Genomic DNA, 12,806 nt, shown 5'->3' with positions numbered 1-12,806 from the left:
GCCTTCACAGGATCCGGAGAGTGCGCCCCGCTAAGCTAACATCGAATCGGAGAGTACGCCCCGCTTATGGTTCCGCCGAGCAAGGGAGATGTCGTGGGAAACGAGCCGCGGCCGCTTCGGGCTGACGCCCGCCGCAACCGGGACCGGCTTCTGGAGGTGGCCCGTGGGGCGTTCGCCGCCGAGGGAGTGTCCGTCCCCCTGGACGAGATCGCGCGCCGCGCGGGCGTGGGGCCAGGAACTCTGTACCGCCACTTCCCCACGAAGGAGTCACTCCTCGAAGCCGTCGTGCGGGAGCGAGTCCGACGCCTGGTCGATCATGCTCAGGCACTGCGGCATGACGAAGACCCCGCAGCAGCCCTCTTCGCCCTGCTGGACCAGGTGATCGAGGACGCGGCCGCGAAGGCGGATCTCGTCGACACGCTGGCCGGCGCCGGCGTCGAGATCCGGACGGCGCTCGCGACGGACGTCAACCGCCTCCACGCAGAGATCGGCCATCTCTTGATCCGCGCCCAGGACAGCGGTGCGGTCCGCGGTGACATCGGCATCGCCGACCTGATGACCGTCCTCGGCGGAGTCCTGTACGCCCTCCGTCACCTCGGTGCCGGCGCTACGCGCGAACACGTCGTGGCCATCCTGTACGACGGCCTACGCACGGGGGCGCCCGCGTGACACCGGGCCGGGCCGGAATCGGGGCGTGGCGCCGTGATCGAAGTCGTGGACTGACCAAGCGGTACGGGGACAGGACGGCGGTGGACGGCCTGAGTTTCACCGCCCCACCGGGGCAGGTCACCGGATTCCTGGGACCCACCCACGCCCAACCCCGCACGCCCTTGCAGGAGCTCGATGTTGCCCAGGACCGGGATGTCACGGTCGCCGAGGACGTCGAGGACGATCTCGGACAGGATCGGGGACGCTTCGGGCGAGTCGAGTCTCTCGATCGCATACGGGACGCCCACGACCGTGCCTGCGATCCGCACGGTCCGGCTGGTGACGGGCGGCGGCTCGGGGGCGTGGCGGGCGGCGCGGATCACCGGATCCCGCAGGTGATCCAACTCGCCGGTGTCCAGGGTGCGCCGGGCGCGCAGGAACCGGCCCAGCTCCGTACCGCCGCTCTCGTTGTGCCGCTGGGCTGGTGTGCCGCTGGGCCGGCCGCTGGGCCGCCCTGGCTACCAGCGTGTCCCGGGTGGAACGCGGGCGCCCGCGTTCAGGGGCGCACTGCCACACCCCCTCTGCCGCTCCCCGGAACAGTCCGCCCCACCAGGGGGCCGACGAATGGGGGGACGGTTGAGCAAGCGGACATCTGCGCCCCCGCAGATGGTCACCACTTCCGGGACGAACGCGGCCGCAACCGGGGAACCCGGCACGCGGCACGCGGCCGAGACGAACGCACGGCACGGCACGGACATCGCGTAGCGCACACACAATGACAAACCTGCACTGAACGGATGGAGTGAGTGAGTATGAAACACATCGCATTGCGTGACCTGGACGTCTCCCGGATCGGGCTCGGGGCGATGGGCATGTCCCAGGGCTACACCGGCGCCGGGACCGACGACGCGGAATCCGTGCGCACCATCCACCGGGCCCTGGAACTGGGCGTCACCTTCATCGACACCGCCGAGATCTACGGTCCCTACGTCAACGAGGAACTCGTGGGCCGCGCCCTGAAGGGCCGCCGGGACCAGGTCGTCCTCGCCACGAAGTTCGGCCTCGTCTCCCACGCCGGCGACGGGCCCGGAAACGCGGACAGCAGCCCGGACAACATCCGCACCGCCGTCGAGGGCTCCCTCAAGCGACTCGGCACCGACCACATCGACCTCTACTACCAGCATCGTGTGGACCCGGGCACTCCCATCGAGGAGACCGTCGGCGCACTGGCGGAGCTGGTCGCCCAGGGCAAGGTCCGCCACATCGGGCTGTCCGAGGCAGGGCCGGACACCATCCGCCGGGCCCACGCCGTCCACCCGATCACCGCGGTGCAGTCCGAGTACTCGCTGTTCACCCGCGACCCCGAGGCACGCGTGCTGCCGGTCCTGCGCGAGCTGAACATCGGCTTCGTGCCCTTCTCCCCTCTCGGACGCGGCTTCTTGACCGGCGCGATCCGGTCCACCGACCAGTTCGACCCCACCGACTTCCGCGCCGACAACCCCCGGTTCGCCGAGGAGAACTTCGCGCACAACCTGCGCCTGGCCGACCAGGTCGCCGCGGTCGCCGCACAGGTCGGCGCCACCCCGGCCCAGGTCGCGCTGGCGTGGCTGCTGGCCCAGGGCGACGACATCGCGCCCATCCCCGGCACCAAGCGCGTGGCGCGGGTGGAGGAGAACGCCGCCGCCGACGCCGTCCGGCTCAGCGATGACCAGCTCGCCGAACTCACCAGCCTGCCCCCGGCCGTCGGAGACACCCACAACGAGGCCGGCATGCGAATGATGGAGCGCTGACCCGACCCTCACCGGACCGGCCCCACGCAACGGGCTGTCATGGTCCGCGACCTCCCACCCGCCTCCCAGGAGAACTCGTGCAGCACGTCACCCTGAACAACGGCGTCGAGATGCCGATCCTCGGCTTCGGCGTCTACCAGATCCCGCCGGAGCAGACCCAGCAGGCCGTCGCCGACGCCCTCACCGCCGGCTATCGGCTGCTGGACACCGCCGCCGCGTACGGCAACGAGGAAGCCGTCGGCGCCGCGATCAAGGCCAGTGGCATCCCCCGCGAGGATCTGTTCGTCACCACCAAGCTGTGGGTCCAGAACGCCCCGGCGGAAGAGAACACCCGGCAGGCTCTGGAGACCTCGCTGGCCAAGCTGGGCCTGGACCACGTCGACCTGTACCTGATGCACCAGCCCTACGGCGACGTCTACGGCCAGTGGCGCGCCATGGAAGCCGCCAACCGCGCGGGCCTGGTGAAGGCGATCGGCGTCGCCAACTTCTACCCCGACCGGCTCCTGGACCTGATCCTCAACAACGAGATCACCCCGGCGGTCAACCAGGTCGAGACCCACCCCTTCTTCCAGCGCACCGCCGAGCACGCCCTCATGCGCGAGCACGGCGTCCGGCACCAGTCCTGGGGCGGCTTCGCCGAAGGCAAGAACGACCTGTTCACCCACCCCGTCCTCACCGAGATCGGCACGGCGTACGACAAGTCCGCCGCCCAGGTCGTGCTGCGCTGGCTCATCCAGCGCGACATCGTCACCATCCCCAAAAGCGTGCGCCCCGAGCGGATGGCGCAGAACCTCGACGTCTTCGACTTCCAGCTCACCGACGACCAGATGGCCCAGATCGCCGCCCTGGACACCGGCGAGACGCTGTTCTTCGACCACCGCAACCCCGAGATGGTCGCCTTGCTCAGCAAGCGACGCCTCGACAGCTGACCCCGCACGGCACGCGACCATCCGCGGCCACACGGGCACGTCGCCTCAGCCGGACAGGGGCCCCCGGACGCCCGCGGGCGCCCCTGTCCGTCTGCGTCCCTCTCGGCACGGACGAAAGCCGTCCACCGTGATACTGACACCGCACCACACTGCTGAACCAAGCCTGCGTGCCCTGCTCCGTGAAGCGCTAGCGACAGGAATCACCGCCTTGGCCCGGGCGAGAGCTGCTTCAACGGCGGACGTACGAACGACCATGATCGGCTGGTGCGGCACGCAGCTGAGACGCGGACGCCTTCGGCGAGCCGACGCGCCTCGCCGGGGCGGGTGCGACGGCCGTGAGTAGGGTTACGGCATGTACACGCGGGGGCGCAGACTCAGATTCACAGCGGTGTCGGCGATGGTCGTGCTGGCCCTGACCGGGTTCTCGTCGGGCCATGGTCACGGGAGCGGCAGCCAGCACAGCGGCGGGGGCGGTTGCGCCAACTCCGGCCAGCATCCACGGGCCACCGCCGACCGGTGACGGCCCGCAGAGCAGGATGCCGAGGAATGAGCGCCGTCCCCTGGGTGCGGCCCGCGTACCGTTCGCGACACGCCCCCGTTGAACAGCACGCCACGGCGGTCGCGCTCGCCGCCGAGGTACGCCAGGACGCGGCCGCGCCGCTTACCGCGTCCGCGGTCGGCCGCGTAGTGGTTCACGTCTGAAAATTCATCAGTCGTCTTCGCCGTCGGCCATGGCCGCCTCGTAGGCCCGCAGAGTCTGGACGAACATCTGACGCTGTTCGGGGGCCAGCGGATTCAGTGCCTGACGCCACGCATCCGCTCCCCGTGCCAGCCAACTGTCGATGGACGGCCGCTTGCCGTCGGTGATGCTGACGATGCGCCGACGCCGGTCCGATTCGTCCTCGCGCCGCTCCAGGACGCCCTTCCGGCTCAGCTCGCCGACCATGAGGCTGACGGTGGTCGGGGCGACCTCCAGACGGGCGGCAAGATCGTTCACGGTCAGCGGGCCGTCGAACAGCAGATAGGACAGCAGCGACAGGTGCCGCGGCGCGAGCGCAAGCGACTGGAGCTCCTCAGGCACCCGGATCCGCTTCGCTCGCCCCACCATGCGTGGCATGAGCAGCAGTAGCGCCCTGATCGCCTCGTCGACTTCCGGCCCGGGCCCGTTCGGCTTCGTCTTGCGGCGACCCTGGCTCTCCATTGACATCGATCATCCGTCCATTTAGCTTTGACTACAAATTTATTTAGCTTGCAAAGCAAAATTGCCCTCATGGTAGCGAACCATCCGGACGGAGCTGTGATGCCGCACTTCGAGGTACGGATCCACGAAGAGGAGCTCGACGGAGAAGTCGAGCCGAAACTCATCCTTGCCCTGACCGATGCGCTGGTCAGGGTATACGGGGAGCGAGCACGCCCCATGGCGGTCGTCGAGCTGTTCGGCATCCCACGCCACCGCTGGGGAATCGGCGGCGCGCCCGCCGCGGTGAACGCACCGATCGTCTCACTCAACCTGCGTGAAGCAGCGTTGAGCCTGCCGGGGATCAGCAACGCCTCCACGCAGTTGATCACGTCTGTCACCGATGCCCTGGTCGAGGTGTTCGGCGAATCCGTCCGACCCCATGTGACTGTGTACGTCGTCGGCGTTCCCGCCGGACGTTCCGGCGTCGGCGGCGAGGTCGATCCGCCCCCAGCCAACTGAGCACCAGTCATGTGTCCGCATGTCACCGCTCGGCCACGGCCCGAGCCGCGAGGCATTCGGCGATGCGGGGCCTGCGCCGACCCCTGGAGCGCGACCCCCGCGGCGAACCTCACGTGTCGAGCCGCTGGCGAATGGGCCGTTGGACTGTTCTCGGGAGACGGAGACCGAGCAGCTCGTCAAGGAGCTCCTCAGTGGTTCGGAGGCAGTGGCGCGCAAGGTCTCGAAGGGGCGTGCACTGTCGTTGGCGTCAAGGCCGCCAGGGACCGGATCGGGGCCGTAGCGCGGTGTGTCCTGGACAACCGGGGCTGCGAGCCGCCCTCGAGAGATGCGCGTGCAGCCGGGGGCTTCGTCTGCTTGTTTCTTGACCAGGAGCCGGTTCAGCGAAGCGACAGGTCGAGTGTCAGTGCCGGCGCGTACCTTGGGCGGGTGAGCTGGGACGTCTTCATCATGCGCTTTCCACCCGAGGCCGGGGCCATCGACGAGATCCCCGACGACTGGGACCCGCCGAGCCTGGGCACGGGCCGGGAGGTTCGCGGTGCCCTTGCGACGGTGTTGCCCGGCATCGAGTACTCACCGAGCGGTTGGGGCGATTTCGAAGGGCCCGGCTTCTCCCTCGGCACTCCGGTGAACGAAGCTGACGACGCGCCGGTGACCGGGGTAAGCCTGTTCATCCATGGCGACAGCGAGGCAGCGGCTCAGGCGGCCCTCGCGCTCGCGGACACCTTGAAGGCGCGGGCCTTCGAGACAGGGTCGGGAGACTTCCTCACCGCAGACTCCGCCAGGTCCGCCTTGGATTCCTGGCGTGCATACCGCGATCGTGTACTGGACGAGCGTGAGCCATGAGGCCGCGCCCTATGCGGTAAAGCGGAACGGTCGCCAAGCGGAACGGTCGCCCTCCAGTTTTGACGCGGACACGATCAACATGCCATGGCATGTTCACGCTTGATTTACGTGGACACCTCCTCCGCCCTCCATCCTCGCGATCATGAAATCTCTGAGGACCCTGAGACTGACCGCGCCCATGGGACTCGCCGCCCTCATGCTCGCCGTGGCAGGCTCGATGTCCACCGCGTCGGCGACGACGTACTGGACGTACTCGAACGACCACGAGGGCAACTGCCTCGTCTCGTCGACCGTGAGCGACAAGGTCTGGTCGGACACCTGCGACGACTCGCTCTCCACCCGGAATTGGCGCTGGGGTGTGGATTCCTACACCCGTAACTACGACGGCACGGTGTTCCGCCGACTGGTGAGCAAGGCCAACGGCATGTGCCTCACCACGGACAGCAAGACCGCGACCAACGCTGTCTGGATGAGCGGTTGCGGGAACGCCCCCGGGCAGTGGTGGAGCGGCGACGGCAACTACCTCGAATGCGACTTCATCAACGGAACCGGGGTGTTTCTTCGCACCTCGGACAACGGTAACGCCGTCTACACCACCAATTACATCGGCGAAGGCGGCATCGACCGCACGGCGTGGGTCTGGTGGGGCGCACACAGCTGACCTGCCACGACGCGGAGGAGGCCCTCACCCCCTGGAGCGTGAGGGCCTTCTCCTTTCCCTTCCTTCACCTTCGGCGAGCTCTTGGTCGACCATGCCGGGCAGTTCACTGCCGTGCAGCGGCACGGACGCCGTAACCCGCAATCCCGCGCCATCCACGGCCGGGAACGGACCCCGGCCGCAGATGGCCTGCGAGATGCCCGCCCATGAGGGCGCTCAGGGTGTACGTGCGGAGACTGCGCGAGCCGCTTGCTCACTCGTCAGCGGCCGCAACGGGCAGCACGGGCACTTCCGGCACGTCGGCCATGTATGGGCAGCCTGCTGGCCGGGATGCCATGTCCACGGCGGTACTCCGACACGGCCTTGCCCAGATCCCGTTCGATCTCCCCATACGCTGGAGACCCCGGTCAGCCAGGTAGTCAAGGCGCTCGCGGGTTTCGGGCAGGGTGATCAGGCCCTGAAACGTGGCGGCGTCGGAGCGGATATCCGCGGGCTTCGCCAGCGTGAGGTCGTTGATCGCGCGCTTGGCGGCTTGGATCCCCTTGGGTGGGAAGCCGGCGATGCGTTTGGCGATCCGCTCGACGAAGCCGTCCAGTTCGACGTCGGGCAGGGCGCGGTTGATCCAGCCATAGCGTTCGGCGAGGTCGGCGTCGAAATCGTCCGCTCCGGCGAGGGCTTCGATGGCGCGGGTACGGCCGAGCCGACGGGTCAAGTGCTGGATGCCGCCCGCGCCGGGCAGGGCGCCGGTCCCGCACTCGAACTGGCCGAAGACCGCGTTCTCACGCGAAGCGAAAGTCATGTCACAGGCCAGCGCGAGTTCGTTGCCGCCGCCGCGGGCACGGCCGCGCACCTTGGCGATGGTGATCACAGGGACGCGCGAATGGGGTCAGCGATGGGGTCGGGGTGGGAGATCATCACGACGGCAGAGTGATGGTCGCTGCCCGGGGCCGCGGGCCCCTCGTCGGCGACGGCGGTGCGTGTTGGGCGCCGTCGAGGCGGCGCCGCAGGGGACAACGTCATAGCCGCTTCTCCTTTGAAGGACGGGCGGGACGCACGTCAGCCTGTCCAGCGCGCGCCGAACGTGCATGCACGGCGAAGCAGATGAGCGAATGGGCTCGCCCATTCAGGTCGTCTCGGTGGATACGCGGTTCGGCAGATGGGCCTCCTTCGGTGAGGTGCTTCCGCAGTACCGCTCAGGACCGCCCGCCGCAGGTCCCTCACCGCCTGCACCCGGGGACGTTCTCCTCGTGCGCGCATGTTCCAACCGCCGGATACTCGATGCGGGCCCAATGCCGCCAACCGCAGTCCAGGCGCTGAAGAACATCAGCCTTCCCGGCCCTGACCGATGAGGAGATTGCGTCATGCGCTCCCGAAGGAACCCGCTGACCCCACTCGCGGCGGTTACGGCCGGCCTGTTGGCCGGGGCGGCGGGAACGGTGTGCCTGGATGCCGTCCATTACCTGAAGTACTGTCGCGCAGGCGGGACGGACAGCCCGCTCGCCTGGGAATTCGCGCCGGTCGAGAGCTGGGAGAAGGCCCCTGATCCAGGACAGGTGGCGAAGCGGCTGATCGAGGGCTTCACCCAGCGCCGGCTCCCTGATGGTTCCGCCTGGCTCACGAGCACCGCCGCTCACTGGGCCTACGGATCAGTGGCGGGCGCGGTCTACGGCATCGTGGCCGGATCGCTGCCCAGGCCCTCCCCCGTGTACGGCGTGCCTTTCGGTGCCGCGGTGTTCGCCGGTGACTACGTCGCCTTGCCGGTCGCAGGGCTCTACAAGCCGATCTGGCAGTACGACACCAAGATCGTGGCCTGGGATTTCGGCGCGCACGTCGCCTACGGCACCGGCACCGCCATCACCTTCTGGCTGCTCACCCGACTCGGCACCGGCGCCGTCGGCCAGAGACCGTAAGCCGCAGCCGCAGCCGTAGCCACGGCCACAGCCACCTGCCAGCCAGCCAGCCACGGCCTACGCCCATGCTCGCCACGGCTCCATGCTGATGGGGGCGTTGCTTCTGGACCATCGTCCAAGCATCGTGAGCCCACGAACACGCCTGTCGGCGCGGAGCCCCAGAGGTGTTCGGCCAGGCCAGCCTGCCGAGCGCGTGGCCCGAATCGCCGCGCAAACCATCCTGGCCGTCGGCCCTCTCCGTCAGCCGGCGGCTCCGACGGCTTCCTGCTGACCGGACGGGACGTCGCCCTCCCGGCGGGCCATCGCACGCCGCTGCCCTTTGAAACCGGCGTGCCCGGTGTGTTCTGCGTCGGTAGAGCTGCCGTATTCCACGGTTCCGACCGGGCTTCGCGGCCGGTCGCGGAAATCCGGTCGCTTGCGGCGATGCGCGCCCTTCTTCAGTCCGCGAGAACACCTCCGTCCCGGACACGATCACACGGGTGCGGGCCAGGACCTGCTGGTGCGCAGTGCTGGGCAGAGGCGCACTCTGAAAGGTGGAGCGGTTACGTCACTGAGCCTGCTCAGTAGGCAGTAGGCCCTACGAGGCCAAGGCACCGCGCCTTCGCGGGGACGGGTGTGCGAACCGGCGTCGGCGAAACGAGCCAGGCATCCCGGGAGACCGCGTACCAAGGCCACTGACAGACAACAGTCATCTCGAACCAGGGAGTCGGTCATGCCATCCCTACACTTCCACGTGAACTCCTCGATGAGCCCGGACGAGGTGATGGACGTGCTGACGAACTTCAATCCGTCACGTGTCGAGGAGTGGCCCTCCATCGATGCCGAGCACTTCCAGGTCCACGAGCGGGGCGATACCTGGGCGGAGGTGACCGAGGGAAACGACAAGTCGTGGGAGCGTGCACGCTACGAATGGGACCCCCCGACGAACAGGGTCACCGTCACCACTCGTGACTCGGTGCCCTTCGGCTCGGGGGGCTGGCAGTTCCAGCTGACTCCCACGGACAACGGCACCCGCGTCGACGTCAGACTGGAACGGCACCCCACCTCGTTCAAGTCAAAGATGATGTCCTCGATCATTCCCTTCGCCGGGCCGGTGTTCCGTAAGTCCTTCAAGGAACCCCTGCACACCACGTAGTCGCGCCGCTCATGCACAATCTGCGTCAGCAAAAGACGCAGGTGCCGTGGAAACCGAGCAAGGCAGGCGTCGCCGCCCCGAGCCGACGCAGTGACCGGGCTGGCTGGAGGCACGCCAGGTGTTCAGACCTGAAGGGCGGTGAGCCAGTCCGTCAGAAGGCGGTTGACCTCGTCGGGGCGTTCCTGCTGGATCCAGTGGCCGCAGCCTTCCAGCAGGTGGGAGGCCGACAGGGCAGGGAGGGTGGAGGGGTAGGCGTCGATGGCGTCGGCCATCCAGGTGGTGGAGGCGTCCAGGGTGCCGCCGATGAACAGGGACGGTTGCTTGATCGGGGTGCCACGGTGCGGGGCCAGGTCCTCCCAGTCACGGTCCATGTTGCGGTAGCGGTTGAGTGCACCTGTCAGGCCGGTGCGCTCGAACTCCGCGGCGTAGACGTCGAGGTCCTCCTCGCTCAGCCAGGCCGGGAGCGGGCCGGCGGGGAAGCGGTCGCGCAGTCGGCCGCCGTGGGCGACGAAGTGCGGGTCGGGCTCGTCCTGGGCGGGCATGGTGTCGGCGGACAGCGCAGCGTAGAAGCCGGCGAGCCAGCCCCGGACGTCGGACTCGATCTCCTCCTCCGCACGGCCGGGCTCCTGAAAGTAGGAGACGTAGAACTCCTGCTCAGGGCCGCCGATCTGGCCGAAGACGTCGGTGGGGCGCGGGCCGCCCGGCGGCGCGTAGGGGACGCTCAGCAGGCCGACGGCGCGGAAGACCTCGGGGCGGAGCAGGGCGGAGGAGGCGGCGATGTTGGATCCCCAGTCGTGGCCGATGACCACCGCGCTCTCCTCGCCGAGGGCGCGCACTACGGCGACGTTGTCCTGCACCAGGTCGAGCATTCGGTAGGCCTCGGTCGTTGCGGGCTTGGAGGAGCGGCCGTAGCCGCGCACGTCGATCGCCACCGCCCGGTAGCCGGCCACGGCGAGAGCCGGGAGTTGGCGGCGCCAGGAGTACCAGGACTCGGGGAAGCCGTGCACGAGCAGGACCAGCGGGCCGGTGCCCTGCTCGACGACATGCAGGCGCCCGGCCGGGGTCTCGACGGTGCGATGGCGGAGCTCGGCGGTCGGCTCGGGCTGCATGGGCTTCTCCTCGGTTCGCGGCGGACGCGGCTACCCATCGATCATGCGGCGCGGCACCTGTCCGACGCGATCAGCCTTGCCGTTCTGGCAAACTTGCAGGACAGGGCGGTGGAGCGGCACGGCGGGAAGGAGCGGGAGAGGTGGCAGTCGACGACGTGGACGGCACGCTGACTGCGATGGGGCCCCGGCTGCGGGCCGCGCGCGAGCGGCATGGCGCGACGCTCGCCGGGGTCAGCTGTGCGACGGGCATCTCGCCGAGCACGCTGTCGCGGATCGAGACCGGCCGACGCAAGCCCACCCTGGAGGTGGTGCTGCGGTTGGCGAAGGAGTACGGCGTCTCCCTGGACGAGCTGGCCGGCACCGCACCCGCCCCGGCGGCCGAGCCGCGCGCCTCGGCTCCGCTGAGCTTCGGCGACGACAAGGCGGTGGTGCCGCTCACCCGGTACGTCGGCGGCTTGCACGCCCACAAGCATGTGCTGCCCGCCGTCGCGGATCCGCCCGCGCGGCCCCGGCAGGTCTCCCACGAGGGCTACGAGTGGCTGTGTGTCCTGTACGGGCGACTGTGGCTCGCGCTCGGCAATCAGGATCTTGTCCTGGCCGCTGGGGACGTCGCCGAGTTCGACACCCGCACCCCGCACGGGGTGGCGAACGCCGGCGCCGGCGGACCGGTCGAGTACCTGATCTTGTTCGGGCCGCAGGGCGAACGCCTGCGGCCGCGGACTCCGTCGGCTTCTGGTCGCAGGACCGGGTAGCCCGCGGCCCCCGTGCCCGTTCCAGACCCGGTGCCGCTCAGCATCGGGCAGCGGCGGCAGACCACTGGGCGAGCCAGGCGCCACCACCGACCTGCCTTGCGGTTATCGGCGTAGTGCAGGCCGGTTCCCGCAGCCAATCCGCGTGCGCGTCCAGCCATCTGCCGTCGGGGACATGCACCCCCGCAACCGACGACCCCGAAAGCCGTACACACGTTCAGCGTATAGACCCTATGATCGCTCCGCCCCAGCGCGTCCGCTGCGGCCACACACGCCTTCCGAGACAGGCCGAAGTCGATGACGAGCACCGCCCGCAAAGCTCCCTGGATCACTGCCCGCTCCGCGCAGGCGGCGATAGCGGTGGCCGCCGTGGCGGACGCGTTCCGCGCGGCGGCCGTCCGGGATCACTACCTGCGCCACACGGATGCGTCCCTGCACAAGTCGGGCTTCATCTCCATGGTCTTTGTCGACCTGATGACTCTTGCGATCGCGCTGTTCCTGGTGTGGCTCGTCCGGTCCCGGAGCAACGCCGAGAAGCTGTCCCCCGGGGCCTCGGTTCCCAGTCGGGGCTGGACGATTGGCGCGTGGTTCATACCGGTGGTCAACTTCTTTGTCCCGCGCCAGTTCGTCCTCGACATCGGGCGCGCGAGCTCCGCGTCGTGGGAGCAGAAGCGAGACACGACACTGGTGAACCTGTGGTGGATCGCGTGGATCGCGCACGCGGTGGTGCTCGTGGTGGGGAGTCGGGTGGCGCCGGGATCGATGGCCTTCCTCGTGGTGGCCGAGACGCTCATGATCGCGGCGGCCGTGCTGTTGGGGCTCGTCATCGAACGCATCACGGCGTTGCAGAGCGCCGCGCTCGGCGCCACCGTCCCGGTCGCACCTCTCGCCCAGGTGTAAGGCAGTTCCCCCCGATGCACTCCCCCACAACAACGTGACTTGAGCAACGTGACTTGCTGCGCGCGTATCGGCAAGTGGCTGGTTGTCCTGGACGACATCACCGACCCTGACAAAATCGAGCCGTGCTGGACGATCGCCGAGTGGGCCGGGGAGAAGTCCCCACACGGGATGCAGCATCTGCTGTGCCGGGCCGCCTGGGATGCCGACGGCGTACGCGACGATGTCCGCGACTTCGTCGTGGACCATCTCAATGACGAGCAGGCCGTGCTGGTGGTCGACGAGACCGGGGACGTGAAGGAGGGCGTCCATACTGTCGGCGTTCAGCGCCAATACACCGGCACCGCCGGAAGAATCGAGAACTCCCAGGTCGCGGTCTAGCATGCTCGCCCACGCCTTCCTCGCTGCCGTCCGCGCCGACGAACACGCCCGGCACCCC

General features: G+C 68.8%; 13 protein-coding genes and 1 pseudogene. 11 read left to right on the top strand and 3 right to left on the bottom strand.

What is annotated here, in order from left to right; all coding sequences use genetic code 11:
* Positions 1-93: 93 nt before the first annotated feature.
* The 3 genes from ACIRPU_RS29625 (at position 94) to ACIRPU_RS29615 (ending at position 3,367) form a co-directional block, all read left to right on the top strand.
* Positions 94-669 (top strand): TetR/AcrR family transcriptional regulator, encoded by a 576-nt coding sequence (locus ACIRPU_RS29625; protein WP_403872580.1) that lies wholly within the window; start codon positions 94-96, stop codon positions 667-669.
* A gap of 791 nt (positions 670-1,460) precedes the next feature.
* Positions 1,461-2,438 (top strand): aldo/keto reductase, encoded by a 978-nt coding sequence (locus ACIRPU_RS29620; RefSeq protein ID WP_403872578.1) that lies wholly within the window; start codon positions 1,461-1,463, stop codon positions 2,436-2,438.
* A 77-nt stretch (positions 2,439-2,515) separates the two neighbouring features.
* Positions 2,516-3,367 (top strand): aldo/keto reductase, encoded by an 852-nt coding sequence (locus ACIRPU_RS29615; protein WP_403872576.1) that lies wholly within the window; start codon positions 2,516-2,518, stop codon positions 3,365-3,367.
* A 709-nt stretch (positions 3,368-4,076) separates the two neighbouring features.
* On the opposite strand, the gene ACIRPU_RS29610 is transcribed toward ACIRPU_RS29615, so the two are convergent.
* Positions 4,077-4,568 carry a MarR family winged helix-turn-helix transcriptional regulator gene (locus tag ACIRPU_RS29610; RefSeq protein WP_403872574.1) on the bottom strand — a complete coding sequence of 164 codons (492 nt, stop codon included), beginning with the start codon at positions 4,566-4,568 and terminating at the stop codon, positions 4,077-4,079.
* 99 nt (positions 4,569-4,667) lie between these two features.
* Between ACIRPU_RS29610 and ACIRPU_RS29605 the strand changes: the two genes are divergently transcribed.
* From ACIRPU_RS29605 to ACIRPU_RS29595, 3 genes are all read left to right on the top strand, one after another.
* On the top strand, positions 4,668-5,066 hold the full coding sequence (locus ACIRPU_RS29605) for a 4-oxalocrotonate tautomerase family protein (protein WP_403872572.1): 399 nt from the start codon (positions 4,668-4,670) through the stop codon (positions 5,064-5,066).
* A 426-nt stretch (positions 5,067-5,492) separates the two neighbouring features.
* A complete protein-coding gene (locus ACIRPU_RS29600; RefSeq protein WP_403872570.1) occupies positions 5,493-5,909 on the top strand; it encodes a hypothetical protein in 417 nt (138 codons plus the stop codon).
* Between the two features lie 142 nt (positions 5,910-6,051).
* Positions 6,052-6,570, top strand: coding sequence for a hypothetical protein (locus ACIRPU_RS29595; protein WP_403872569.1), 519 nt, complete (start codon positions 6,052-6,054; stop codon positions 6,568-6,570).
* Between the two features lie 250 nt (positions 6,571-6,820).
* Here the strand turns inward: ACIRPU_RS29595 and ACIRPU_RS29590 are convergent, their stop codons facing one another.
* Positions 6,821-7,435, bottom strand: coding sequence for an enoyl-CoA hydratase/isomerase family protein (locus ACIRPU_RS29590; RefSeq protein ID WP_403872567.1), 615 nt, complete (start codon positions 7,433-7,435; stop codon positions 6,821-6,823).
* 493 nt (positions 7,436-7,928) lie between these two features.
* Between ACIRPU_RS29590 and ACIRPU_RS29585 the strand changes: the two genes are divergently transcribed.
* A complete protein-coding gene (locus tag ACIRPU_RS29585) occupies positions 7,929-8,477 on the top strand; it encodes a hypothetical protein (protein WP_403872565.1) in 549 nt (182 codons plus the stop codon).
* Between the two features lie 712 nt (positions 8,478-9,189).
* Complete coding sequence (locus tag ACIRPU_RS29580) at positions 9,190-9,612, top strand: hypothetical protein (protein WP_403872563.1); 423 nt, start codon at positions 9,190-9,192, stop codon at positions 9,610-9,612.
* A 122-nt stretch (positions 9,613-9,734) separates the two neighbouring features.
* On the opposite strand, the gene ACIRPU_RS29575 is transcribed toward ACIRPU_RS29580, so the two are convergent.
* A complete protein-coding gene (locus ACIRPU_RS29575) occupies positions 9,735-10,721 on the bottom strand; it encodes an alpha/beta fold hydrolase (protein WP_403872561.1) in 987 nt (328 codons plus the stop codon).
* Positions 10,722-10,861: 140 nt separating this feature from the next.
* On the opposite strand from ACIRPU_RS29575, the gene ACIRPU_RS29570 reads away from it, so the two are divergent.
* From ACIRPU_RS29570 to ACIRPU_RS29560, 3 genes and pseudogenes are all read left to right on the top strand, one after another.
* A complete protein-coding gene (locus ACIRPU_RS29570; RefSeq protein ID WP_403872559.1) occupies positions 10,862-11,473 on the top strand; it encodes a helix-turn-helix domain-containing protein in 612 nt (203 codons plus the stop codon).
* A 294-nt stretch (positions 11,474-11,767) separates the two neighbouring features.
* Positions 11,768-12,370: a DUF4328 domain-containing protein gene (locus tag ACIRPU_RS29565; protein WP_403872557.1), complete on the top strand. Its 603-nt coding sequence runs from the start codon at positions 11,768-11,770 to the stop codon at positions 12,368-12,370.
* A 126-nt stretch (positions 12,371-12,496) separates the two neighbouring features.
* Positions 12,497-12,745 (top strand): annotated as a pseudogene (locus ACIRPU_RS29560) (transposase); the annotation flags it as partial.
* Positions 12,746-12,806: the final 61 nt, after the last annotated feature.

The organism is Streptomyces sp. NPDC102259, assembly GCF_044766465.1.
Lineage (GTDB): Bacteria > Actinomycetota > Actinomycetes > Streptomycetales > Streptomycetaceae > Streptomyces.
This window is presented reverse-complemented; position numbering and strand designations above follow the sequence as displayed.

Bases quoted from the DNA above. Each gene is read 5' to 3' on its own strand.
- ACIRPU_RS29565 (WP_403872557.1), top strand. From the start codon at position 11,768: ATGACGAGCACCGCCCGCAAAGCTCCCTGGATCACTGCCCGCTCCGCG.
- ACIRPU_RS29595 (WP_403872569.1), top strand. From the start codon at position 6,052: ATGAAATCTCTGAGGACCCTGAGACTGACCGCGCCCATGGGACTCGCC.
- ACIRPU_RS29585 (WP_403872565.1), top strand. From the start codon at position 7,929: ATGCGCTCCCGAAGGAACCCGCTGACCCCACTCGCGGCGGTTACGGCC.
- ACIRPU_RS29605 (WP_403872572.1), top strand. From the start codon at position 4,668: ATGCCGCACTTCGAGGTACGGATCCACGAAGAGGAGCTCGACGGAGAA.
- ACIRPU_RS29610 (WP_403872574.1), bottom strand. From the start codon at position 4,568: ATGGAGAGCCAGGGTCGCCGCAAGACGAAGCCGAACGGGCCCGGGCCG.
- ACIRPU_RS29620 (WP_403872578.1), top strand. From the start codon at position 1,461: ATGAAACACATCGCATTGCGTGACCTGGACGTCTCCCGGATCGGGCTC.
- ACIRPU_RS29580 (WP_403872563.1), top strand. From the start codon at position 9,190: ATGCCATCCCTACACTTCCACGTGAACTCCTCGATGAGCCCGGACGAG.
- ACIRPU_RS29575 (WP_403872561.1), bottom strand. From the start codon at position 10,721: ATGCAGCCCGAGCCGACCGCCGAGCTCCGCCATCGCACCGTCGAGACC.